14 protein-coding genes and 1 pseudogene are annotated in these 21,685 nt (G+C 71.4%); 9 read left to right on the forward strand and 6 right to left on the reverse strand.

Annotated elements, in window-relative coordinates:
* Window positions 1–49: 49 nt before the first annotated feature.
* From ACIPSC_RS22925 to ACIPSC_RS22960, 8 genes and pseudogenes are all read left to right on the forward strand, one after another.
* Window positions 50–1,838, forward strand: a pseudogene (locus tag ACIPSC_RS22925) (type IV secretory system conjugative DNA transfer family protein).
* Window positions 1,807–2,385, forward strand: coding sequence for a hypothetical protein (locus ACIPSC_RS22930; protein ID WP_400827918.1), 579 nt, complete (start codon window positions 1,807–1,809; stop codon window positions 2,383–2,385). Before ACIPSC_RS22925 ends, ACIPSC_RS22930 begins: the two are co-directional and overlap by 32 nt.
* Window positions 2,385–3,581 (forward strand): DnaB-like helicase N-terminal domain-containing protein, encoded by a 1,197-nt coding sequence (locus ACIPSC_RS22935; protein ID WP_400827919.1) that lies wholly within the window; start codon window positions 2,385–2,387, stop codon window positions 3,579–3,581. Before ACIPSC_RS22930 ends, ACIPSC_RS22935 begins: the two co-directional genes overlap by 1 nt.
* A 293-nt stretch (window positions 3,582–3,874) precedes the next feature.
* Complete coding sequence (locus ACIPSC_RS22940) at window positions 3,875–5,086, forward strand: MFS transporter (RefSeq protein WP_400827921.1); 1,212 nt, start codon at window positions 3,875–3,877, stop codon at window positions 5,084–5,086.
* A 69-nt stretch (window positions 5,087–5,155) separates the two neighbouring features.
* Window positions 5,156–5,824, forward strand: a complete 669-nt coding sequence (locus tag ACIPSC_RS22945) for an HAD family hydrolase (RefSeq protein WP_400827922.1) — start codon at window positions 5,156–5,158, stop codon at window positions 5,822–5,824.
* Between the two features lie 139 nt (window positions 5,825–5,963).
* On the forward strand, window positions 5,964–6,551 hold the full coding sequence (locus ACIPSC_RS22950; RefSeq protein ID WP_400827923.1) for a DUF4913 domain-containing protein: 588 nt from the start codon (window positions 5,964–5,966) through the stop codon (window positions 6,549–6,551).
* Window positions 6,548–7,228, forward strand: a complete 681-nt coding sequence (locus ACIPSC_RS22955; RefSeq protein WP_400827924.1) for a hypothetical protein — start codon at window positions 6,548–6,550, stop codon at window positions 7,226–7,228. Before ACIPSC_RS22950 ends, ACIPSC_RS22955 begins: the two co-directional genes overlap by 4 nt.
* The gene (locus ACIPSC_RS22960) at window positions 7,225–7,716 is read left to right on the forward strand and encodes a type II toxin-antitoxin system RelE/ParE family toxin (RefSeq protein WP_400827925.1); all 492 of its coding nucleotides are present in this window, start codon (window positions 7,225–7,227) and stop codon (window positions 7,714–7,716) included. Before ACIPSC_RS22955 ends, ACIPSC_RS22960 begins: the two co-directional genes overlap by 4 nt.
* A 182-nt stretch (window positions 7,717–7,898) precedes the next feature.
* Here the strand turns inward: ACIPSC_RS22960 and ACIPSC_RS22965 are convergent, their stop codons facing one another.
* The 4 genes from ACIPSC_RS22965 to ACIPSC_RS22980 all read right to left on the reverse strand — a co-directional run bounded on the left by ACIPSC_RS22965 (window position 7,899) and on the right by ACIPSC_RS22980 (window position 18,853).
* Window positions 7,899–14,903, reverse strand: coding sequence for a LamG-like jellyroll fold domain-containing protein (locus ACIPSC_RS22965; RefSeq protein WP_400827927.1), 7,005 nt, complete (start codon window positions 14,901–14,903; stop codon window positions 7,899–7,901).
* A 408-nt stretch (window positions 14,904–15,311) separates the two neighbouring features.
* Window positions 15,312–16,025, reverse strand: coding sequence for an HAD family hydrolase (locus ACIPSC_RS22970; protein ID WP_400827929.1), 714 nt, complete (start codon window positions 16,023–16,025; stop codon window positions 15,312–15,314).
* Window positions 16,026–16,033: 8 nt separating this feature from the next.
* Window positions 16,034–17,506 carry a hypothetical protein gene (locus ACIPSC_RS22975; RefSeq protein WP_400827930.1) on the reverse strand — a complete coding sequence of 491 codons (1,473 nt, stop codon included), beginning with the start codon at window positions 17,504–17,506 and terminating at the stop codon, window positions 16,034–16,036.
* Between the two features lie 378 nt (window positions 17,507–17,884).
* The gene (locus ACIPSC_RS22980) at window positions 17,885–18,853 is read right to left on the reverse strand and encodes a hypothetical protein (RefSeq protein ID WP_400827932.1); all 969 of its coding nucleotides are present in this window, start codon (window positions 18,851–18,853) and stop codon (window positions 17,885–17,887) included.
* 194 nt (window positions 18,854–19,047) lie between these two features.
* On the opposite strand from ACIPSC_RS22980, the gene ACIPSC_RS22985 reads away from it, so the two are divergent.
* A complete protein-coding gene (locus tag ACIPSC_RS22985) occupies window positions 19,048–19,209 on the forward strand; it encodes a hypothetical protein (RefSeq protein ID WP_400827933.1) in 162 nt (53 codons plus the stop codon).
* A 230-nt stretch (window positions 19,210–19,439) separates the two neighbouring features.
* Here the strand turns inward: ACIPSC_RS22985 and ACIPSC_RS22990 are convergent, their stop codons facing one another.
* Both ACIPSC_RS22990 and ACIPSC_RS22995 read right to left on the reverse strand, forming a co-directional pair.
* Window positions 19,440–21,194 carry a relaxase/mobilization nuclease domain-containing protein gene (locus ACIPSC_RS22990; RefSeq protein ID WP_400827934.1) on the reverse strand — a complete coding sequence of 585 codons (1,755 nt, stop codon included), beginning with the start codon at window positions 21,192–21,194 and terminating at the stop codon, window positions 19,440–19,442.
* Window positions 21,191–21,625, reverse strand: a complete 435-nt coding sequence (locus ACIPSC_RS22995) for a MobC family plasmid mobilization relaxosome protein (RefSeq protein WP_400827935.1) — start codon at window positions 21,623–21,625, stop codon at window positions 21,191–21,193. Before ACIPSC_RS22995 ends, ACIPSC_RS22990 begins: the two co-directional genes overlap by 4 nt.
* Window positions 21,626–21,685: the final 60 nt, after the last annotated feature.

Genomic DNA, 21,685 nt, shown 5'->3' on the forward strand with positions numbered 1-21,685 from the left:
CCACCGAGCGCGCCCCGCCCCCGCCCGCTCGCACCCACCAGGAACCGCCTTGCCCTCCCCACGCACCAGCGCGCCATCGACCACCACCGGGTCCGACGCGCTCCTCTACCTCCTCTTCGGCGTCCTCGGCGCCGCCCTCGCCTTCGGCTCCCTCGCCTGGCTGACCGGCAACCTCGCCAACGGCCTTGTCGGCAGTGGAGCATGGGCCCCATTCCGTGCCACCGACGCCCTGCTGCATGCCGACGTACTGTGGCCGAACCTGAGCGCCACCGCGCTGCTGGTGGGTGCCCGTGTCGTGCCTGGCCTGCTCACCCTGGCCCTGACCACCACCGGCCTGGTGTTGTGGATGCGCTGGCGCGGCGACACCAGGACCGGCCTCGCCCGAAAGGCCGATCTCGCGCCGCTGCTGGACAAGGAAGTTACCGCGAAGGCCCGCAGCCTGCGCCCCAGCCTGAACAGCCGGGAGTGCAAAAGAGGTCATACCCAACGACCGGGGCATCTTGGTCGGCACGCTCTCCCCCGGCAAAGCCGACGTCCGTGCCTCCTGGGAGGACGTCCTCGTCGCCATCATGGCGCCACGCTCCGGAAAGACCAGCGGCCTGGCGATCCCCGCGATCCTCGCCGCCCCCGGTCCTGTCCTGCTCACCAGCAACAAGGCGGCCAACGACGCCTACACCACCACGGTCGACGCGCGGTCGAAGGTGGGCACCATCTGGACGCTCGACCCGCAGCAGATCGCCCACCACCCGCGCGAGCTGTGGTGGGACATCCTCGCCGACGCCCGCGACCTCGCCGGCGCGAAACGGCTCGCCGGCCACTTCGTCGCCGCCAGCGTCGATGAATCCAGCGGCTCGGACTTCTGGTCGACCGCGGCGAGCAACACGCTCGGCGCCCTGTTCCTGGCTGCCGCCGGCCACCGGCGCCCTATCACCGACGTCCTCACCTGGCTCGCCTCCCCGGCCGACCGCACGCCCGTCGACCTGCTCACCGACGCCGGCCACCACGCTGTAGCCGCCCAGCTCCAGGGCACCGTCTCGGGTGCCACGGAAACCAGGGACGGCATCTACGAGACAGCGCGGCAGTACGCGAGCTGCCTGCTGGACCCGGAGATCGCCGCGTGGGTCATCCCGACGAAGGGCCTCCCGGAGTTCAGGCCGTTCGACTTCGCCACCTCCCGCGACACGCTGTACCTGCTCAGCAAGGACGGCGGCGGCTCGGCCAGCGCGATCATCGCTGCGGCGGCCGACGCCGTGATGCGGGCGGCCGTGATCGTGGCCGAGCGCTCCGGCGGACGGCTCGACCCGCCCGCGCTGTGTGTCCTCGACGAGGCCGCCAACGTCTGTCGTATCTCGGACTTGCCGGATCTGTACTCGCACCTGGGCAGCCGGGGCGTCATCCCGATGACCATCCTGCAGAGCTACCGACAGGGGCAGCGCTGCTGGGGCGAAGCCGGCATGGACGCGCTCTGGTCCGCAGCCACCGTCAAGGTGATCGGCAGCGGAATCGACGACGCCGACTTCGCGGACAAGCTGTCCCGGCAGATCGGCGAGCACGACGTGCAGACCATCTCCGTCTCCACCTCCGACGGCGGCAGGTCCACGTCCGTGTCGATGCGCACCGAGCGCATCCTGCCGCCGGACGCCATCCGCGCCCTGCCTAAGGGGAAGATCCTGCTGTTCGCCACCGGCATGCGGGTGGCGATGCTCGACCTCAAGCCCTGGTACAAGGAACCGTCGGCGAAGACGATCGGCCCGGCCTCCGCCCGCGCCACCAAGGCCATCACGGAGCGCGCCCTCGCCAAGGCCGTTGACCGCGACGGCTTCGAGCCGGCGTCGTAAGCAACTGGAACACCCCACCGCCGACCGCTTCGCTGCCCTGCGCGAACAAGCACAGCGCCACGACAACCCCAGCGCTGGCTTCTCCAACCTGGAACTGCTCACCGCCGCGTACGAGTCGGTGCTGCGCGAGCAGATCTACTTCCGCGACCGGCACATGGGCCTGCTCGCCTCCCTGCACAAGCACAACGAGCAGGTCCGGGCCGTCGCGACCAGCGCACGGACCGCTGTTCCCCGTGGGCGTGCCGGTCCGGCGCCCCCGCGGCCCCGGATCTCACCCTCGGCGCCTGAACCCTTCTACGACTTACAGGAGTTACCCATGTCCGAACGCGCCTCCTCATCCCATGTGCCGCGCCCCGAGCGGCTGGCGGGCTCCCCCGTCGTCCGCCGGGGCAGCCAGTGGTGGCTGGTCACCAGTACCGGTTCGATCCTAGCCACCGACCCGGCCTTCACCGGTGAACTGGACCGCTTCGCCGCCGCGATGGCCGTCGCTGACCGCGAGGTGGCCCGGTTGCGGGACGAGCGGGCAGTCGCCCGGAATGACAGGTGATGATGGACGCGCTGCTCAAGGGCGAGCAGGCCGTGCTCGGCGCGGTCCTCCTCGACCCGGCCCAGCTCGAAGCGATGGCCTGGCTGACGCCCGCCGACTTCTACCGGCCCGCCCACCAATCCCTGTTCGCCGCGATGCGAACCCTCAGCACCGACGGGCGCCCGGCCCTCGACGCCAACGGAACGGTGCCGCTGTCCTGGGTGACCGATACCGTTACCGAGGCCCGTCGCCACGTACGCGGGCTGAACGCCCCGTACGCACACACCCTGATCGCCGCGTGCCCGCGCCCGCAGAACGCCCCCGTCTACGGGCGAATGGTCCTCGAAGGGTCCATCCACCGGAAGGTGACGGAGCACGCCGTCCGGCTCGAACAGATCGCCCGGATCGACGCCGATCAGCATCAGGTGGAGAGCGTTTTGCACCACGCCGATGTTCTGGCGGGCGCACTCGGAGACCTGTCCCGCCGCTGGGGCACCGAGCCCCGGCCGGTCCCGCCCCCCGAATCGGGACCGAGCGCGCTGGCAACGCCGGTCGGGCCGGAGCAGACCGAGGACGAGCGGTTCCTGCTAGCCCTCCTCGTCGGCCAGCCCGCAGCGATGGGCGAGGTCTACGGCTGGCTGCGGCCAGACGACTTCGCGGGCGCCGGCCATGGCGAGCTCTACCGCTGCCTGGGCGCCCTCCACCATCGGGGCGAGCCGATCGACGAGGTGACTGCCCTGTGGGAGGTCCAGCGGCGCGGACTGCTGGTCGACGGCACGCTTTCGCGGGAGCACCTCGACGGTGTCTTCGGCGGGCCAGGCGCCGGCTCTGCCGAGTGGCTGGGCGACCGGGTCATTCGTTCCTCCGTCGTCCGCGCCGCCGCCGGGGCCGCCACCACGATCAAGGCACTGGCCGAGGACGAGGCCCTGGCGCCCGGCCGTCTCATCGGCCAGGCCCTGCACGCCCTTGGCCCGCTGGACGAGGTGCGCGCCCGCTGGCGTACGGCCATCGGCCACCCATCCTCGGCACCCGAGAGGGCCGATCCCACGGCGCGCTCCGAACCTGCGGCCCGGGTGCACGCAGCACTGTCCCGAAGTGCCCCTCGGCAGTCCACCCCGAAGTCCACCCCGCCAGCCGCTCCCCTCGCCCAGCCCGGTACAGCGACCACGTCGCTCAGCCGCACATCACCCTCCCGCCGCCTCCGGAGCACCCCGTGAGCAGCCCCATGTCCAAGGGGTTGCCGGCGAGCCGGGTGACCGCCCCCAGCCGCAGCCACCCGGCACAGCTCACCACCCTCGGCAACGAATAGGTCCTGCAATGGGCCTCCACGCTGCCTCCCCGGCAGGGGGCTTCTACCTGCTTATTCCGGCCGTGCCAAACCGCGGATTCTCCGGACTCTTCTCCCCGGCAGCCGCACGAACCGAGAGGGCTGTCATGCCTGCGCATGCCCCGGCCCGCTGGCGCCTTGCCCGCGCACCGCCGACCGCCGACCGACCGAAGGACCCTTCCCTTGAGCACCACCTCTGCCGTCTGCGGCCCGGCCCAGGACAGCAGCTACCGGGCTGCCCTGGGCTCGCCGCACGTGGCCCGCCTGCTGGCCGGCACCCTCGTCGGACGTCTACCCACCGGCATGGCGCCGATCGCGATCCTGCTGCTGGTGCGGGCCGAGCACGGCTCCCTCGCCCTGGCCGGACTGCTCGGTGCCCTCTACGGGCTCGCTTCCGCGATCGGCCAGCCGCTGCTCGGGCGCCTGGTCGACCGCCGGGGCCAGACCTGGGTCCTGATCACCTCCACGGTGATCGCCAGCACCGCGTTCCTGTTGCTGCCGTCCACTGGCCCGGTGCCCCACCCGGTGCTCGCCGCGCTGACCGTGCTGGTCGCCGGGCTGGCGACGCCGCCGCTGGAGGCCGGCCTGCGGGCACTATGGCCAGTCCTGCTGCCGGACCCCGAACGCCGGCGCGCCGCACTGGCTCTGGACAGCAGTTCCCAAGGCCTGGTCTTCGTCGCCGGTCCACTGCTGGCCACCGGGGTCTCGGCGGTCATCGGCCCGCACGGCGCCCTCGTGGCGACCGCGGCGGCCGGCCTGCTCGGCTCCGGGATGATCACCTCCGCCGCACCGTCGCGCACCTGGCTGCCGAGTGCCGCTGCGAAGCCGATGCACTGGCTCGGCCCGCTGCGAGTGCCGGGCCTGCGGGTCCTGGTCGCCGCACTCGCCGGGACCGGCGTCGCCCTCGGCGCAATGAACGTGCTCGCCCTCTCAGCCGCCGAACGTCATCACGCCGGGTGGCTGGCCGGGGTGATGCCTGCCGCACTGTCCGTCGGCAGCATGCTCGGCGGCCTGGCCTACGGCCGCCGTGCCTGGCCTGGCGCCCCAACTCGGCACCTGGTGGCCGCCTCGATCGGGTTCGCCGCCGGGTGGATGCCGCTGCTGCCCGACCCGGTGCCGGCCATCGCCGTCCTGGGCGCCGTTCTGCCCGGCACGTTCCTCGCCCCGCTGCTGACCGCCGCCTTCCTGACCGTCGGCCGCCTCGCACCCATGGGCGAGAGCACCGAGGCGTTCGCCTGGCTCATCGCCTGCATCGGCGTCGGCCAGGCTGCCGGCACCGCTCTCGCCTCCCTCGCGAGCCCGGCCGGACCACTGCTCGTCGCTCTCGTCCCGCTCGCCGGGGCCTGCGCCGCGCTCTGGCTCCTTCGACGCTTCGACGACCGCTTCTCCGCCTGACCACACCTGTCTTCAGCTGAAAGAACCACCATGAACACCACCTGTGCCCCCGCAACTTCCTTCTCTGCCATGCATGTTGTGTGGGACTGGAACGGGACGGTCAAGGACGACCTCGACGACCACGTCAACGCGCTGAACGCGACGCTGCCCGCACTCGGCGGTGACCTGGTCGACCGGCAGACCTACCGGGCCAAGCACACCGTGCCCATCCCGAACTTCTACGCCCGCCTGCTCGGCCGCGAGATCACCGAGCAGGAGTGGCTGGCCAGCGACGGAGCGTTCCTGCAGCACCTGGGCGCCCAGCCCGTCCGGATCCGGAAGGGCGTCGTCGAGCTGATGACGGCGCTGCACGAGGCCGGGCACACCCAGTCGCTGCTGTCACTCTGCCCGCACGACACCCTGGTGCGCGAGGTCGACGAGGCCGGGATCGGGCACTTCTTCGACCGTATCGAGGGCCGAACGGGCGCGTCCGGCGGCACCAAGGCCGCCCCGCTGGCCGCCCACCTCGATGCCCTCGGCCTCACCGGCCAGGGCCACCGGGTGCTGCTGATCGGCGACGCCGTCGACGACGCGGACGCCGCCCACGCCAACGGCGCACACGCGGTTCTCCACACCGGCGGGCTCCACCACCCGGCCAAGCTCGCCGCCGCCGGCCACCCCCTCGCCGAGAGCCTCGCCGACGCCGTCGCGCTCGGGTCGCGGATCACCGCCCGAGCCGCCCACCCGGCCTCTGTCTAGCCCGAGTTGGCGGCCCTGCCAAACCGCCGAATCTGCGGATCCTCTTCCCATCCGCACTTCTGGAGCGCACCGATGAACCGCCGAAGAAGACCACGCCCCGCCCCTGCCGCCCCATCCTCCCGAACCACCTGGATGCGCCATGTCCGATCCGATCACGGGCACCCCCGCGCCCGAGCCGATCCGTATCCCCGACGAGGACCTCGACGACCTCGCCAGCACCCTCGCGCGCACCATCGCGGAGGTCCGCCAGCACGGCGTCATCCTCGACCGGCTCGGCACCGACCCCGATGCCCCCGCCGTCCCCAGCGTCGAGGAATCGGAGACGGACTCCGCCAGGCCCGAACTCGACGGCCCGACGTCGGTGTTCATCCTCGCCATGGGCGGCGCGGAGTACGCCGCCGAACTGGCCGCCCTCGGCAACTGGGTCACCCACGTACTCCTGCCGACCTACGGCCGGGAGATCAGCTCCACCCGCCCCTGGTGCTCGCGCTGGTACGAGCACCAGGAAGCCGTGGCCCGGCTCCACGGGCTGTGGCTCGCCTGGCAGCAGCTGACCGACGCAGAAGCCGGCCTGACCGGGCCCGCGACGTGGCACCGCGACCATCTAGACCACACGCTCCTCCAGCTCCGTGCCCCGGACGGCCCGTTCGCCGCGTGCACCACCAGCCCGGCCCGGCCCAACCACCGCGTCCTGTCCACCCCCGACCAACCGGGACGCGCCGCATGACCCCCACGCTTGACCTCCAGGTCGACGGCCTGCGCCCCGCCGATGAGAAAGCCGCCGATCTCTACGACGGAATGCACGAGGACGAGTTCAAGGTCCTGGCCCGGCACGATGTCGGCGAACGCTCCCTCATTCTGGCCTTCGACACAACGGCAACCTGGGGCTCGCTCTACGGCGAGCCGAATCTGGCCGCCTTCGACGCCGTCCGCTACCGGGGCCAGGAGTCGTTCAGCCTGCACACGTCGCAGCATTCGAACCTGGCGTTCGCGCGCAAGTGGCTGATCGAGCGGGGGTGCCCGTCCGACGCCCTCCAACTATCCTGGATGCGGCCCGGCGACGAGCTGACGGCGCGCGTCGAGGAGCGAATCCACCGCTCCGGCGACCGCTACGAGGCCGTCGACCAGCTGGCCATGGACAGCGAAGCCACCGACGCATGGACGATCGCTGTCGACCGGACCGCCGCCGAACTGCCGGTGCGCCTGTTCCTCGAAGAGGTCCAGCCCGACCGCGGCACCTACACGCTTCGCGAGGGCGCCTTCCCCGACGGGGGATCGACGTGGCGGTGGACCCGCGCTGCCCTCGCCCGAAGCACAGCCCCGTCCATAAGCGCCGCCGCCGTCCTGGCCTCCGCTCCCGCCGCTGCTGCCGTCGCCCGGCCCGATCGGGGGCGGTCGCGGTGAGCCGCGCGAAGTTCGGCTTCTCCGCCCACCCCGAGGCCATCGCCGACCTGCGCCAACTCCCCGATACCATCCGCGACCAGGCGCTGATGCACTTGCAGGACCTCGTACACGGCGAGCGCGTCGCGAAGCGCCTCGACGGCCGGCTGGAGGGCTGTCACAAGATCTACCTCGGCGCGGGCGACCAGTGGGCCAGCCACCGCCCCGTCGTGCAGTTCCGCGACGCCCAGCCCGACGCGCGGCACGCACGCGAGGTTTACCTCGTCGCCGCCGGCCCGCGGCTGGACTACGCGGTCTACCGCTCCGCCCAGAACCGCCTGTGCCGCACAGGCCCCAACCTCCCGGACAGCCCCGGCTCCGCCGAGGACTCCCGGGTGCGCGCCGCCCATGACCGCTCCACCCGCCCGGCAGCGGCAGCGGTCACCGGCGCCGCCTACACCACCGCGTCCCCCGGCTGTACCCCGAACCCGCCTGCGCAAAAGGCCCGATGATGACCCACCCGTGCCAGTCCGGAGAGCGACTCGGTGAGCCTCGACTCCCACACACGCTCGCGAGTTTCACCCTGCGTGCCGGGACCCGTAGTGGGCCCCGGCACGCAGGGGATCAGCGGTCCGGCGTCACGCCGCGGTGCTGCCGTTCGCGGCTACCTCCATGCTTCCGGCCGTAGCGGCGGTCACTGGTCCAGCCCGTAGTAGAGGGCGAAGTAGTCCGCCACCTGCTCGGCGTGCGGTAGCAGCCCGGGCAGCTGGCCGGCCAGCGCCTCCTTGACGGCGATCGACAGCTCACCCCGGTCGGCGGTGTGGTCGCGGACGTACGGGTCGATCCGGCGGATCAGCTCGTAGTTGCTGGAGATCTTCTCCTTGGCCATGGACTTGTCCAGGGCAGGAGCCCCTTCGCCGGGTTCGGTGGCCAGTTTGCGGCTGATGTAGGTGACGCGGTGCAGCACCCGCCAGCACGGCGGCCGCTTGTCGGACTGCTGGGCCTGGCGAAGCGCGGCAGCATGCGCGCTGTCACCGCGGAGCCAGCCCGGGTCCACCACCTTGCCGTAGAAGTCCTCGAAGTTCTGGGTGTCGGCGTCCAGGTAGAAGGTCATGAACCGGTAGGCGTCCACCCTTCCCGGTACCTCGACCGCCACGCCCTCGTCGAAGACCGGGTTGTCATTTTCGTTGTACTTCTGCAGGTCACCCGGCACGTCGCAGGTGATGTTGAGGCTGAACGAGCGGGTCGACTCCTTGCCCCGTGAGCGGGTCACCGCCATGCTGCCGCCGATCGAGGCGTCGAACTGCACGCCGGCCCCGATGCCGAAGATCTTCACCCCGCCGCCGACCGAGCCGCTCAGCGAGCCGGAGAGCTGGTAGCTGCCGGCGGTGACCTCGGTGACGGAGTCCATGGTCTCGGTGGTCTCGGCGAAGAATCCTCCGTCGGCCGACCAGACGTAGGTGTTGACCAGGCTGCGCTTGGCCTGGGCGGCGGTCGGCTTGGCACCGTCCCGCCGCGCCGGGTCCTTAATCGGGCCGACGAAGCCGGACAGGACCTGCCGGGCCCGCTCGGCCGTCGGGTCGGCCGCCAGGGTCTCGGTGGAGACGGCGTCGTAGAAGGTCTGCAGGCGCTGCTGGTCCTCGATGATCCGCCGCTTGAGCGCGTACGCCTCGCGCGGCTTGAAGTAGCTCAGCTCTCCGCCGGATGCCAGCCCCCGGTACTCCTCCTCCATCACCCGGTTGCCGTTCTCGTCCTGGCCGACCGAGCCGTCGAGGCTGCCCTGCTTGGTGTAGCGGGGGTTGATCGGGAAGGGGATGAGGTTCCAGTCACGGGGGATGTCGGGGTTGGGCACCATCCGGTAGCAGACCAGCGCCCGGCTGTGCGCGAGCCGCAGCGCGAAGACATCGGCGGTCTCGGACTGGACGAGGGCGTAGCCGGTGTTGGAGGGCGCGAAGCGGCGCCCGTTGTGGGAGTTCAGCTGGAATTTGGACTTATCGGCTTCCCAGCCGCCGGACAGGCCGACGGCGGTCAGCCGCCCGGTCTGCCAGCCCTGGGAGACCTCCGTCTCGTCGCCCCAGGCGTTGGCGAACTCCGTCTTCGCGCGGACACCCCAGTCGATGCCGCCCTCGGAGATCGGTTTGGCGATGCCGAAGCCCAGCGGTGCCTGGATCAGCAGCATGTCGGCGGAGACCTCGTTGGTCACCGCCAGCTCCAGCGCCGCGCCGGCGCTGCGCTCGCGGCTGGAGGAGAGCGTGTTGACGACGCTGTCGGTCCGCTCGAACTCCACCTTGGTGGCGTCGATGTAGCTGAACATCTTGGGGCTCTTGGTGGCGATCAGGTTCTCCGAGGGCACCGGCGGCGCGCCCTCGATGTACCCGGTGATCTGCGGGTCGAACTGCACCTGGGAGACCCATTCCGAGACCAGGTCGCCGACCTTGTACCCGGTCACCAGGTGCCAGGCGCCGTCCTTGACGTAGCCGTACACCCGCTTGAGTGCGCCGCTGCTGCGTCCGTAGTGGTCCCGCTGGAGGTCGGCGTACTCCTGCACGGCGGGGGTGGACTCGATGGTGGCCACGTAGGAGCTGGGCGTCTTCACGAAGACCGGCTGCACCTCGGCGACGTCGCTGGAGACGGGCGCGGTGGAGAGCACGGGGGTGGGGTGCTTGGCGGGGTCCTTGGCGAGCTTGAGGTGCAGGCCCCGCGGACCGCTGTCGGTGATCCGCGGGGCGTCTGCCTCGGTGGAGGCGTCGTCGAAGGAGTACGCCGCGATCAGGTCCCCGCGCCCGCCGGACAGCCGTCCGTAGAGGTTGTCGAGGATGTTCTCCTCCGTCCGAACGGTGCGCCAGACCCGTACCTCCTCCAGCTCGCCCTGGTACAGCTGCTCGGGGGCCAGCCACGTGCCGTCCTTCTGAGGGAAGCGGCCTCCGAGGCAGAACTGCAGCGAGTCGCCGTAGTTCCAGAGCCCTTCCGGGTCCGCCGCGCGCCGGTTCGCCACCACCGGGCGGCCGTTCAGGTAGACGCGGAAGGTCGATCCCAGCGGGTCGGGGTTCTTCGTCCAGGACGCGCCGTGCAGGCGCAACGGGTGCGAGCCGGTCTCGTCGGCAGCGGTGTTGCCCTCGTTCTCCTCGAACCGCCAGTGCGCGACCAGGCCCTCGTCACCACGCGTGCCGCTGCCGAGCCGGGCCCTGTCCCGGGCCAGGTTCCACAGCCGCACCTCACCGACCGTGCCGGTCAGGTGGCGCGGATCGGCGCCCGACCAGCCGCAGCCGAGCTCCAGCGGGGCGCTGGACTTGGCCGGCACCAGATCGTGGTCGCGAAGCTCGCCGGCCGCCTCGCCGTCGATGAAGAAGGCGATGTCGTACCACTTGTCCAGCAGCATCGAGTCGACCACGTCGACCTCGCGGCTGACCTGCTGGCCGTCCTCGGTGTAGGTGATGGTCTTCTTGCCCTTGCTCTCCACGAGTTGCTGCCCGGCCTTGCGGATCACCGTGACGCGGTGCGCCGTGCCCTTGGTGAGGGTGCCGGTGGAGACGTGGGTGCGCACGGTGCCGTCGGCGAGCTCGACGGAGTGCACCAGGTGACCGTCCCCGTCGATCCCGAGCTGGAAGGGCACGCCGGGATGCCTGCCGCTCTTCAGCCGACCCTTGGAGACCAGGCCCTGGTAGCCCGAGAAGCTGTCGACCTGGACGTGCGCCTCGATCGTGCAGTCGCCCGTGAGGTTGAGCGCGTCACCGTGCTCGGCCAGTGCCGAGGAGTGCCCGGCAAAGCGGAGCGCCCAGGACTGCTCGAAGCCGGCGGCGAGGTGCGTCCACTGGCCGTCTTGCACCGTCTCCTCGGTGACCACCGACTGCTTGCCGACGCCGACCAGCACCGGGCGGCGGCCGCCGGTGCTCTTGCCGAGCGCCAGTGCGTACGAGCCGAAGCTCGGGTGGCGGAAGTTGATGACCCGGGCCAGTTCCGTGGTCACGGTGGGCTTGACCCAGGCCTCCAGGGTGAGGTCGTCCGCCGCGGCGGCTCCCGCCACCAGGTAGTGCGGGCAGTCCAGCGGCTCGGCCCCGGTCTTGAACTCCCAGGCCCGACCCGGGGTGTCGCCCCACCAGCGGCTGGGCTTGACGCCCACCAGGTCGGTCGCGGTGCCGTCCGCCAGCGAGCCGGTGCGGCCGGTCGGTGCGGCGTCCACCAGCCGGGAGCCGAAGGCCTTGGGCGCCCCGGCCCGACTGAGTGTGACCAGCTCGGGCGTGTGACTCACCGTCGTGACGGCCCGCCCGGCCGCGTCCGGGGCGTCCTTCACGCCGTACCCGACGGTGATCTCGGTGGCTCCGGCCTCCGCCGGCTCGGTCACCAGGTACGGCCGACGGCCGACCAGCAACAGGGCGCCCGCGGCCAACTCCCGCTTCGCTCCGTCCGTCAGGGTCAGCGTGCCACCCTCCAGCGTCTGGACCGAACCGACGGCCCGCGGAACCTCCCGCACACCGTTGAGCGCGTCGGCGGCCCGGTTCACGTCCCGTGGCAGCAGATCCCAGATCTCCTTGTCGGTCACCGTGGTGCCGTCGGCAGCGGTCTCGATCAGGGTGAGCCTGCACCGGTCCGGGTCGCTGGTGGCCTCCACCGTGGCGGTCACCCGGGCCAGGTCGGTGCTCGGGTCAGCGGCCGCCAGGAGCAGTTGCCCGGTGTCGCCGGCTGCCAGCTGCTTGACCGCGCGGCCCACCGAGGTGTCGTAGTAGGCGGCGGTGAACTTGCCGTCGCCGTCACGGAAGTAGAGCCCGATCTGCCCGGAACCACTGTCCAGCAGGTGCGGCGTGACCGTGGTGGTGGCGAAGGCCAGCAGGGCGCCCGCCCGGCCGAGACCGAACCGGTCGCGGCCCAGGCCCGGCATCGCCAGGCTGAGCGTGCTGCGGCCTGAGGCGCCACCGGTGGCCTCACCGAGCTCGGCCTCCTTGGCGTCCAGCCTGCGCTTGGCCTCGTCGTGGGCGCCTCGGAGCGCCGCCTCCTTGCTCTGGTCTCGGGCCGCGAGGATGCGGTTGTTCAGGGTCATGACCTTGGCGTGGTACTCATTCCTCCTTTTGGCCAGGTCGACCACAGGCACGGCTTTGACGACGGTGAGCGACGTGTCCGAGTCAATGCGCAGATTCACGCGGTCGCCCGCCTTCGCCTCCGGCGAGATGCCTGCCGTCCGCCCCTCGGAGGTAAACAGGGAGTACGCGTCGTTCTCCCACGCGAGAGCCAGAGGCGTGGCCGAGTCCTTTTCGGCCACCAGGGATACGGTGAGGTAGTCACTCACCGACTTCCAGACCCTGTCCAGCCTGACCCACAGCTGAGTGCCCACGTGCTTCAGCTTTCCGGCGAGCCGGGTTCCGTCAGCCGATTCGCTCGACGGCACGAGCTCCCACTGGGCGGTCTCATCGGTCTTCCCAGCGGCGAAAGTCGCCCCCCGTGTCTCCCTGGGGATCGGCGCGGCTGCGACGAGGCTTCCCAGTGTGGTGCCGTCCTTGTCGCTGTCCGAGGCGAAGCGGATCAGGAAACGGCCGCCGTCGGCTGCAGGACCGAGCTTTTGCGCCCGCGCAATCTGCTCCTTCACCGCCCACCAGGCCTTGTCCGCCGCGACCGCCTCCGCTGTCAGCTTCTTCTCATTGCCCTTGTCCGTCTGGAACCGGCGCAGCTTGGCCTTCTCCTGCTTCTCCGCCTTCCTCAGCTCGGAGGCCTCGGCCGTCAGGATGTTGACCTGCTGGGCATCCACGGGCTTGGCAGCGATGCCGAGTTCCACGAGCTCCAGGGCATCGGGAAGTTGAGCGAGGCGCCCGTCCCGGGCCACGGCGAGGTCCAAGGTGGCCACCGCGGGGGCCGACTTGCCGTCCTGGGTGGCTGCCCAGGCCACCAGCACCCGGGCCTGCTTCTTCGCGGGCGCGGGCTGCTGGGCGTGCCCGGTGGGCACGTCCTCCTGCTGGTGGTAGAGCAGCGCGGAGAGCCCGGAGGCGACGGTACGACCGGACAGCGCAAAGCTCTCCCGCCGCATTCCCGGGTGGTCGCCGATCGGCGCCTCGGAGGTCACCCAGCTCACCCCGCCGGTCAGCGCGCCGTGCGCAGCCCGCTGGGTCGCGTCGAACACCCGGCTGCCCGAGCCCGCGTCGAAGCGGTAGTAGGCGGCGAGGCCAGGCTCGTCCCCGACCAGCCGGTAGGAGCGGTCCTCGGTCAGTTCGGCCGCCGTGCGGGCGCGGTCCCAGATCCGGATCTCGTCGATCACCCCGTGGTAGCAGCCTGATGCCTCGCCGCAGGCCTCCTCCGCGCCGGCCACCAACCGTGTCCGCGCACCCTCGCCGAGTGGGAGCTTGGCCGCCTTGCCCGGCAGGCCGTTCACGTACACCGTGGCGCTGGTTCCGTCGTACACCACGGCCACGTGGGTGTAGACCCCGTCGCCCGTCGGAACCTCGACCGTGGAGGTCACCGCCGTCTCCGCGCCGTCCGCGTCGTGCTGCACGGCCACCTTGCCCTCGGCCGTCAGCTCCAGCCGCCAGCGCCCGTACGCGGTACCCGTCGTGCCCGAGGCGGACAGCAGCGTGCCTCCCCAGGCCTGCGGGCTGAGCCACAGCTCCACGGTGTACGGGCCCGCGCCGAGCGGCAGCGGCGCCTTGGCGTCCACCGCGAACAGACCGTCCTCGCCGTCGAAGGAGAGCGCCGTCTCGGCGAACCCGTCCCCGCGCTCGGCGGGGACCAGGTCCTGGCCCGTGAAAGGGCACTTGCCGGGCGAGCGCTCCAGCACCGCGTTGCGGTACGTGGCGTCGGGACTGGTGTAGAGCCGGGAGCCCTGGGTGTGGAAGAGCCCGTCGGTGCCCTGCTCGACGTTGACCGCGTCGATCACCCCGGCTTCGGGCTTGTCGACGAAGAACTGCCAGCGACGCAAGTCACCGACCTCGGTCGGCAGCAGCACCGTGGCGAACCGGCCGTCGGTCACCTTGCCGAGGAACCCCAGCTCGAGCGTGGGCTCGTGGAAGGCTCGCCCGTCCATGTCACTGGTGCCCAGGCTGTCCTTGGCGGAGTCCGGCATCGTGCGGTGGCGGCTGCGCCGGTACCGCACCTCGGGCACCGGCAGCAGCTGCGGGCCAGCCACGATAAACCGGTCGCAGAGCAGCGCGTCGGCCGCCAAGGTGACCTTCTGGCCGTTCACCAGCTGGAGTCGGGGGCTCTCCGGATCTGCGGTGTACGTCCCGTCGCTGGTGCGCAGCAGCGCGTCTTGGTGCCGGAACCCCACCGACTGGCGGAAGACGTAGAGGTACCTGCCATCAGAGAGCGCCTGGAACGGCGCCTCGGCGGTGAGGCGGGCGGTGCTGGAGAGGAAGGTGTCCGTCTCCGCCTCGCCCAGCAGCTCGTCCGCCGGAGCCTCCGTCCGAGTGCCCCGGCGTACCGCCGGCAGCCGGGTGGCGCCGAGCACGGCGAATCCGACCCGGGCGATCTCGCTCGGGAAGCGCAGTTCGCTGGGGTCGTCCGCCCATCGCAGCACGTCGAGTTGACTCGGCGCGGCCCTCGGGTCCGTCATCCCGTTGACGGCAGCGGCGGGCCTGCCGTCCAGATCCAGGACGCTGTAGTAGATCCGGCGGTCCGCCGCCAGCGCCAGCGCCACCGTGGTGCCCGCGTGGCGCACCAGCGTGGTGTGCAGGTACCTGCGGTCGCTGTAGACCTTGGTACGGGACGTGTCAGCAGACAACGCTTCCTCACCTTCGAGTTCGAGAATCCGTCCGGGCATGGCGAGACACCGGGTCCAGGGCTTCCGGACACGCAGCCGGCCCGCCTGACGGCATGACAGAGGAGCAGGATTCGGCGCTCCAGTGCCCCATCCTCGCCATGAAGTTCGCCTGCGAAGACATCGCACACGCCCGTTCGCCACATCGAGTGAACGGCCGCGTACTACGTCACACACCTGGGCGTAACCGCCTGCTCAGAGGCAGGGGCACCGGATCAAGACCCACTCCGCGCCGGTGAGGTCAGGGCTGTAGCACCGAGTCAGGATCGGACCGACCCGCGGCGCTGCACACCGTGGACGAAACAGTCGCACGGCGACGCGCCACTAATGGCGGGGCCGCAATCGCTCCTCCGCATCACCGTGGCCTCGGTCTCATGCCGTGGGCCGAGGATGTCGTGCCATCCGACGCAGGACGGTGTGGCGGTCGGTGGTAACCCAGCCGTGGTGTGCGGCATGACGTCGCAGGCCCGGGGTTGGTTCGAACGCGACGGGCCAGGCGACGCGTTGAAGGAGCCCGAGGTCGAGCAGGGAGTTGCCCATCGCAAGGGACCCGGCCCAGTCGACGGCGGGTCCGCCGACCGCGGCGTGGACGGCAGCCGGCTTCCCGAAGACCGGGACTCCGGTGTACCGGCCGGTGTAGGTGCCTTGGTTCTGTTCCAGGACGGTTCCGCTGTAGTGGGTGATGCCGAGATGGTCGGCGATGTGGCCGAGCAGGTCGTGCGGGCCCAAGGAGACGAGGACCGGTCGCAGGCCGGCCTCGCGCAGCATGGTCAGGAGCGGGCAGGCGAAGGGGTGGATGTCGCCCTGCTTGTTCATCCAGGTGTGTCGGGTGACGGCGTCGACCTCCGCGGCGGGGACACCGGCCATGGCCGTGGCGTAGAGGTGCCAGGCACGTTCGGCCGCGGCGTGGTCCTCCAGACCACCGCGGCCGACGTGGTCGAGGTAGGTGAGGAAGGGACGCAGCCGGTCGGCGGTGACGACGCCGGCGGCGACGAGGTCGTGGGGCAGGGCCCAGCCGAGGGTGCCCTCGACGAGGGTGCCGTCGACGTCGAGGGCGGCGACGCGCACACCGGCTGCAGATGGCACGGCAGGCTTCATCGGGCGTGCGCCGAGGACACGGACGGGTCATGGGCGGCCCTGGGTTCGGGGCTGGTGAGGCGCTGGGTGAGGTGGCCGAAGGCGAGGAGGGTGAAGATCTCGGCGAGAGCGGGGACGGTGAAGACGAATGGACGCGGCCCGATGGAGTCGGGGCGGGAAGGGACGGTGCCGTCGTCGCGGACGGCAGCCGCGAGGTGGGCGGCGGCCCGGGCCGCGGGTGCGGGATCGTCTCCTTGGCACAGGGCAATGAGGCCGTAGGCAGTGCTGATTGGGTCGCTGGCGTCACCAGGCTGCTGGCCGAACCCGCCGTCCCCGTTCTGCGCCTGGCGCAGCAGGTGGGTGGCGCGGGCGATCAGACGAGCCGTGTGCGGGGAGTGGCCGGAGCGGGTGGCGGCGAGCAGCGCCCGGAAGAGGGTGTGCAGGCGGCTACTGCTCCAGTCCGGCGGGAACGAGCCGTCGTCGGCCTGCTGGTCGGCCAGGTGACGCAGGGCACTGTCGATCAGCGACTGGTGTGCGGCCGCGCACAGGGTGAGTGCGTCGATGGCGGCAGCGGTCATGCACGCCTCGGTGGGTGCGCCGGCAAGGTAGGTGGGGAAGCCGCCGTCCGGGCAGGCGATAGTGCGCAGGGAGTGCAGGCCGCGGTCGATCGCGGCGGCATGGCGCTCAGGGTCGGTGAGGTGGAGGAATTGGACGGCGACGGAGGTGTCGTCGGCATCGGTCTGGTGGGCCAGATCGGTGTAGGACCAGCCGCCGCCGGGTTGCTGGCTGCGGCTGACGTGGCCGACGACGCGCTCCAGCACGTTGGTGGGTGCCCGGTTGGCGGCGAGGGCGAGGCCGGCGGTGACGGTGCACCAGGTGTCGGTGTCGGTCACGAACGGCCAACCGCCGTCCTCGCGTTGCAGCGCCAGGGCTCTCCGCACGCCGGCTTCGACCACGGTGCCCGTACCGGGCAGGCGGTCCAGGGCGTGCAGGACGCACAGGTGGATCAGGACGTTGCCCTCCCACACGTGCGCGGCCTGTTGGGTGTCCTGCAGCAGCCGCACGTCCTCGTCGCCCACCGCCTCCGCCCGTCCGCCAGCATGGGCGAGGACCACCTTGACCGCGGTGACCTGGACCCGCGCCCAGCTGTGCAACCCGGACAGGTCGAACGCAGCCTCCTCCCAGCCTCCGGCGGCCGACACATCGGTGCCGTCGACGATCACCGCCAGAGCGTGGACCAGGGCGCGCTTACGAGTACCGGTGAACCCCGGCGCCAGGGAGGCGATCTGGGCGGGGAGGATCGTTTCGCCGACAGGACGGCCGCCGAGCGCAGCAGCGGCCAGCAAGCGATCCGGCCCGGCCGCTGCCCCCGCGCTGCTCGCCAGGAACTCCAGCACGCGGCGGGCGGCGTGCGGCGCCGTGCCGGTGGCATCGAGCAACCGCAGCGCCAGCACCGACTCCAGGATCCGGCTGTGGCACGGGGAACGCACTGCCCCGTCCGGGCCGACCGCGTCGACCGGCCTCGCCAGCACCCTGTCCCGGGCCCGTAGGGCTGCCGGGAACAGCTCCGTCGGCCACCAGCTTCCGGACGGGTTCGTACCTGGGCGCGCCGGAACCCCTCTGCGGAATCTGCGGACATGCCGACTGCACTGCCACGACGCACGCTAGTCATCCCGGGCCGGTAGCTCACTCCCCTATGGACCCGCCGCCCCACGTACGGGTGAAAGCACTCCGATATGAACCCGCGGCATCGCGTCTTGTTCCGCTCCACGGGACTGTGGGTGCTCGGGCGATGTCCTTGCCGTGCCGCGGCGGCTCCTGAGGAGGAAAGGCGGTGCAGCCGGCCGCGGCCCCGGGCAGGGAGGTGATCAGTCGCCGATGGTGAAGGTGAGGGCGCGGTCCTCGATCATGACGGTGGTGTCCCGCGAACTGCTCCAGTAGCCGCCGTTCTTGCGGGCATCGGTCAGGGCGAGCGTGTAGGTGCCGAGCGGCAGGTCGGTGAAGGTGAACTCGCGGGTGAAATCGAGCGGGTACGGCGGCTTGGTGCCGATGACCTTGATCTCCTCGGTGCTGACCACTTTCGGCTCGGGCGCGGTCAGCGTGGGCGGCGCGGTCAGCGTCAGCGTCGCGGCGAGTGTCGGGACGGACTCGTCGACCAAGCGCATGTGTTCCTCGCGCCAGACGAGCGGTTCCGCGTAGTACGGCTTGGCGTGGAAGCGGACGGTTGCCTTCTGGTAGGTGTCGCCCCAGCCCACCTGCACCGTCAGTCGTGAGGTCACCCTGCTGACCTTGTTGCGGCTGCAGTCGTCCTGATCACCCTTCGCGGGGCTGTCGAACGTCCGGTAGACATCCGGGTCGACCGCTTTCTCCCCGGTGTTGATCCAGTCGTAGGTGTCGCCCAGTCCCCGCTCCCACTTGTGCACGAAGTAGTGGTCTCCCAGTTCCAGGCGGCGAAGGGTGCCCTCGGGGGGCCGGCGCCGGTCGGTGCCGAGCTGCCTCATGATGCGGCTGAAGGAGTCTGCCGGGATCTCCACGCCTGTGGTGACGTCCAGCTTGATCACCCCGATTCCCGGCATCGCTCGGAACGCCCACTGCACCTTGTCGCCCCTGCCGGACCGGATCACGAATCCGGTGAGCGTGTCCCCTTCGCGGCTCTCCTCGGCCGCTACGAACTCGGTGTGACCCGTGAAGAAGTCGGCGGCACCCCCAGTTTCCTCGCCGCAGGTGTACGTGAAGTCGTCCACGACGGCCTTGGCGAACGCCCGCTCGTCCCGGGCGTTGAGGGCCTCGACGAACTGTCGGACGGCACGGTCTTTCAAATGCTCAGTAGAGATCACGAACAGTAGCGTCAACCATGCCGCCGGGATATCGGTGCACCCACGGCAGATACTCGCTCGTCCGGGTGATTCGGACAGCCACGGGCGCGGTACGGCGGCGACCTGCCGACGAACACGTGAGGGAGGCACCTCCGACCAGTGCACACGAGCCGGATCAACGCACTGGAGCTGGACGAGGACGGTTCCCCGTGGTCGTGGAGCGCAAGCAGGCCCGCGAGGAAAACGTGATCAACCATGGGCTCCGCTGCCTGGAGACGCTGCCCGAGGGCCATGGCCAAGCCGTCGATCTCCACTGCCGTGTCGCCGCCCGCGCGAAGGATCGTGACCGGCTGGCGACACACCACCGATCCCGATGACGGCCAGGCTCCAGTCACGCGCTCCTGGTCGTCGGACTGCTACGCGCGGGACAGACGGCGCCGGAGCGGGGGTTTTGGCCGGGGGCGGCGTGGTCCGGATGGTGCGTCCGTCGGTTCTGGTCATGGGTCCTGCGGGCGAGCGTCTCTGCGCAACACGTGGTGGGACGGGTCTCGAGGGGGTTGGGGCCGCGCCGCCCGGCGAGCCGGTTTGTGCGCGCCGGGCCAGTAGGTCATCGGCGCGGGGCGGAGCGGTGTGGCTCGGTCGCCGGCTCCGTCGGTGCCGGCGGCGTGACGCGCGGTGCGGTTCGTTCCGGCGTGGTGCTGGTGCGAGTGGACGGCGCCGCTGTGGTGCGTGGCGGTTGGGGGTTGGCCGGCAGGTCGGCGAGGCAGCGGATGCGCCAGACCAGGACGTCATCGCGGTTGCGGGCGGTGTCGAGTTCGCGCCAGGACGAGGCTTCTTCCAGGAGGGCCCGTGGGTCGTGGCCGACCTTCTCGGCTTCGGCCAGGACCGCGGCAAGGGCATCGAGTTCGGGAGCCGGTGCCGACGGTGGCGGCTGGTGGCTGCCGAGGACGGTGCGGATGGTGGTGTCGTGGCGGCGGCGGTCGGTCTCCGGCAGGGCACGGCCTGCTTCTCGCATCGTGCGCATCGAGGTGGCGGCGGCCTGCCGGTAGGCGGCGCGCAGGTGGTCGGCCGCCTGGCGGGAGGCGGCGGCCTGCTGGGCGTGGCCTCGGGCGGAGTGCCAGCGGGCGGCGGCCAGGGTGACGAGGACAAGGGTGGACAGGACCATGGCGGTGGCGCCGCCGTCTTCGCCTCGGCCGAGTGCGCCGCCGGCGTGGACGATTCCGCGGGCGGCGGAGCGCAGGGCGCGGATGTCGGCGTTCTCGGCGCGGACACGGCTGCGGGTGGCGCGCTCGAAGGCACGGGCAGCGTCTCGTAGTTCGGCCCGGCCGGCGGCCGGGGAGGTCTGGGCGAGGGCATCGAGAAGTTCGCCGGCTCCGACGAGCTGGGCGGCGGCTTCGTCGTCGTCCTGGTCGAGGAGGTCGACGGAGCGCTCGGTGATGCGGGCGGCGTCCCTGCGGCAGCGTGCCGGTGCAGACCTGCCGGGCCACGCCAGCCCCCTGTCTGGCTTCTGGGCGGTGTCGGTAGCAGGTCCGGCGTCGAGGCGGCGGCGGATGCGCGGCAGGGAGAGGTCGGGGGCGAGGGTGCTGCCGGCGAACCAGATGGGCTCACTGTCCCGGTTGCGGTCGCCGGGGAGGGCGACGTTGTAGCCGAGGACGTCGCCGCTGGGGGCGTGGCGGAGCTTCACGCGGAGGCCGGCTTCGCGCAGCCGGGTGAAGAACTCCTCCTCGCTCGCGGCTCCGGCCACGGCTTGGCGGACGGCTTCACGCAGGGTCTCGCGCGGGGTCTCGGTGCGGCCGGTTCGCTCGGTCTTCCACCGTTCCTGACTGGTAGGGGTCTTGGCGGCGGTGCCGTCGCCGGGCGTGAGCTGGCGCAGGCCGTAGTCCTTTTCTATGCGGCGGGCCTCGGCCTGGGCCTTCCGGCGGTCGAAGGAGAGGCCGGCGAGGCGGCCGTCCTGGCGGACCAGAGTGGCGGCGATGTGGATGTGGTCGTCGGCGTGGCGGACGGCGACCCAGCGGCAGGCGGTGGTGTCGCCTTCGGGGGCGATGCCGGTGGCGTGGACGATGCGGCGGGCGATGTTCGCCCAGTCGTTGTCGGCGAGGTGGCGGTCGCCGGGGTCGGCACGCACCGAGCAGTGCCAAATGGTGGTGGCCGGAGCACGATCGCCGATGGCCTTGACGGGCTGGTCGAGCTGGGCGGCGAGCTGGGCAATGGCGTGGTGGGGGTTGCGGCCGGGGTCGGGGGCGAAGTCGTTCCACGAGGCGACGACGTGCTGGTCGGTGTGCTCGTCGCGCTGGCCTGGCCCGAACAGGTACCGGACCAGGCCGTACGTGCCTCCCGTGCCGGTTCGGATCTTCGGGATCACCGGCGGACCATCCGGGCGACCGCGTCGTCGACCGCGCCGATGGAGGCTTCGACGCGCTGCAGGAGCTGGCGCAGATCGGCGACGGGCTGGCCGCCCGCGTTGAGGAAATGGGCGACCTGGTTGAGGTTGTTGCCGACGGCGCCGAGCTGGCGGTTGGACTCCATGAGTTCCTGGATGCCGCGGCGGTAGTCGGCGACAGCGGCGTTCGGGTCGGTGCTCGCGGCGGCGGCGAGAGCAGCGGCGGCTGTGTAGCCGCCGGGGGCGAGGCCGGCCTGCTCCGCGGCGTGCTGGAGGACGGACCACTCGGAGTCGCTGAAGCGGGGGCAGACGCGGTTGGTGCGCGGCACGCTCCTGCGCAGGCGACGGCGGGTCGCGGCGCGGACGGCATCGACGGGCGGCGGGTTCTGCTGCTCCTCCCCCTTCGTCGGCACCCCCGGGCCGACTCCCCGGTCGTCGGTTGGCCCCCCTGGGTCTGCCGACGACCGGGGAGC

The organism is Kitasatospora sp. NPDC090091 (genome assembly GCF_044747365.1).
Taxonomy (GTDB): Bacteria; Actinomycetota; Actinomycetes; order Streptomycetales; family Streptomycetaceae; genus Kitasatospora.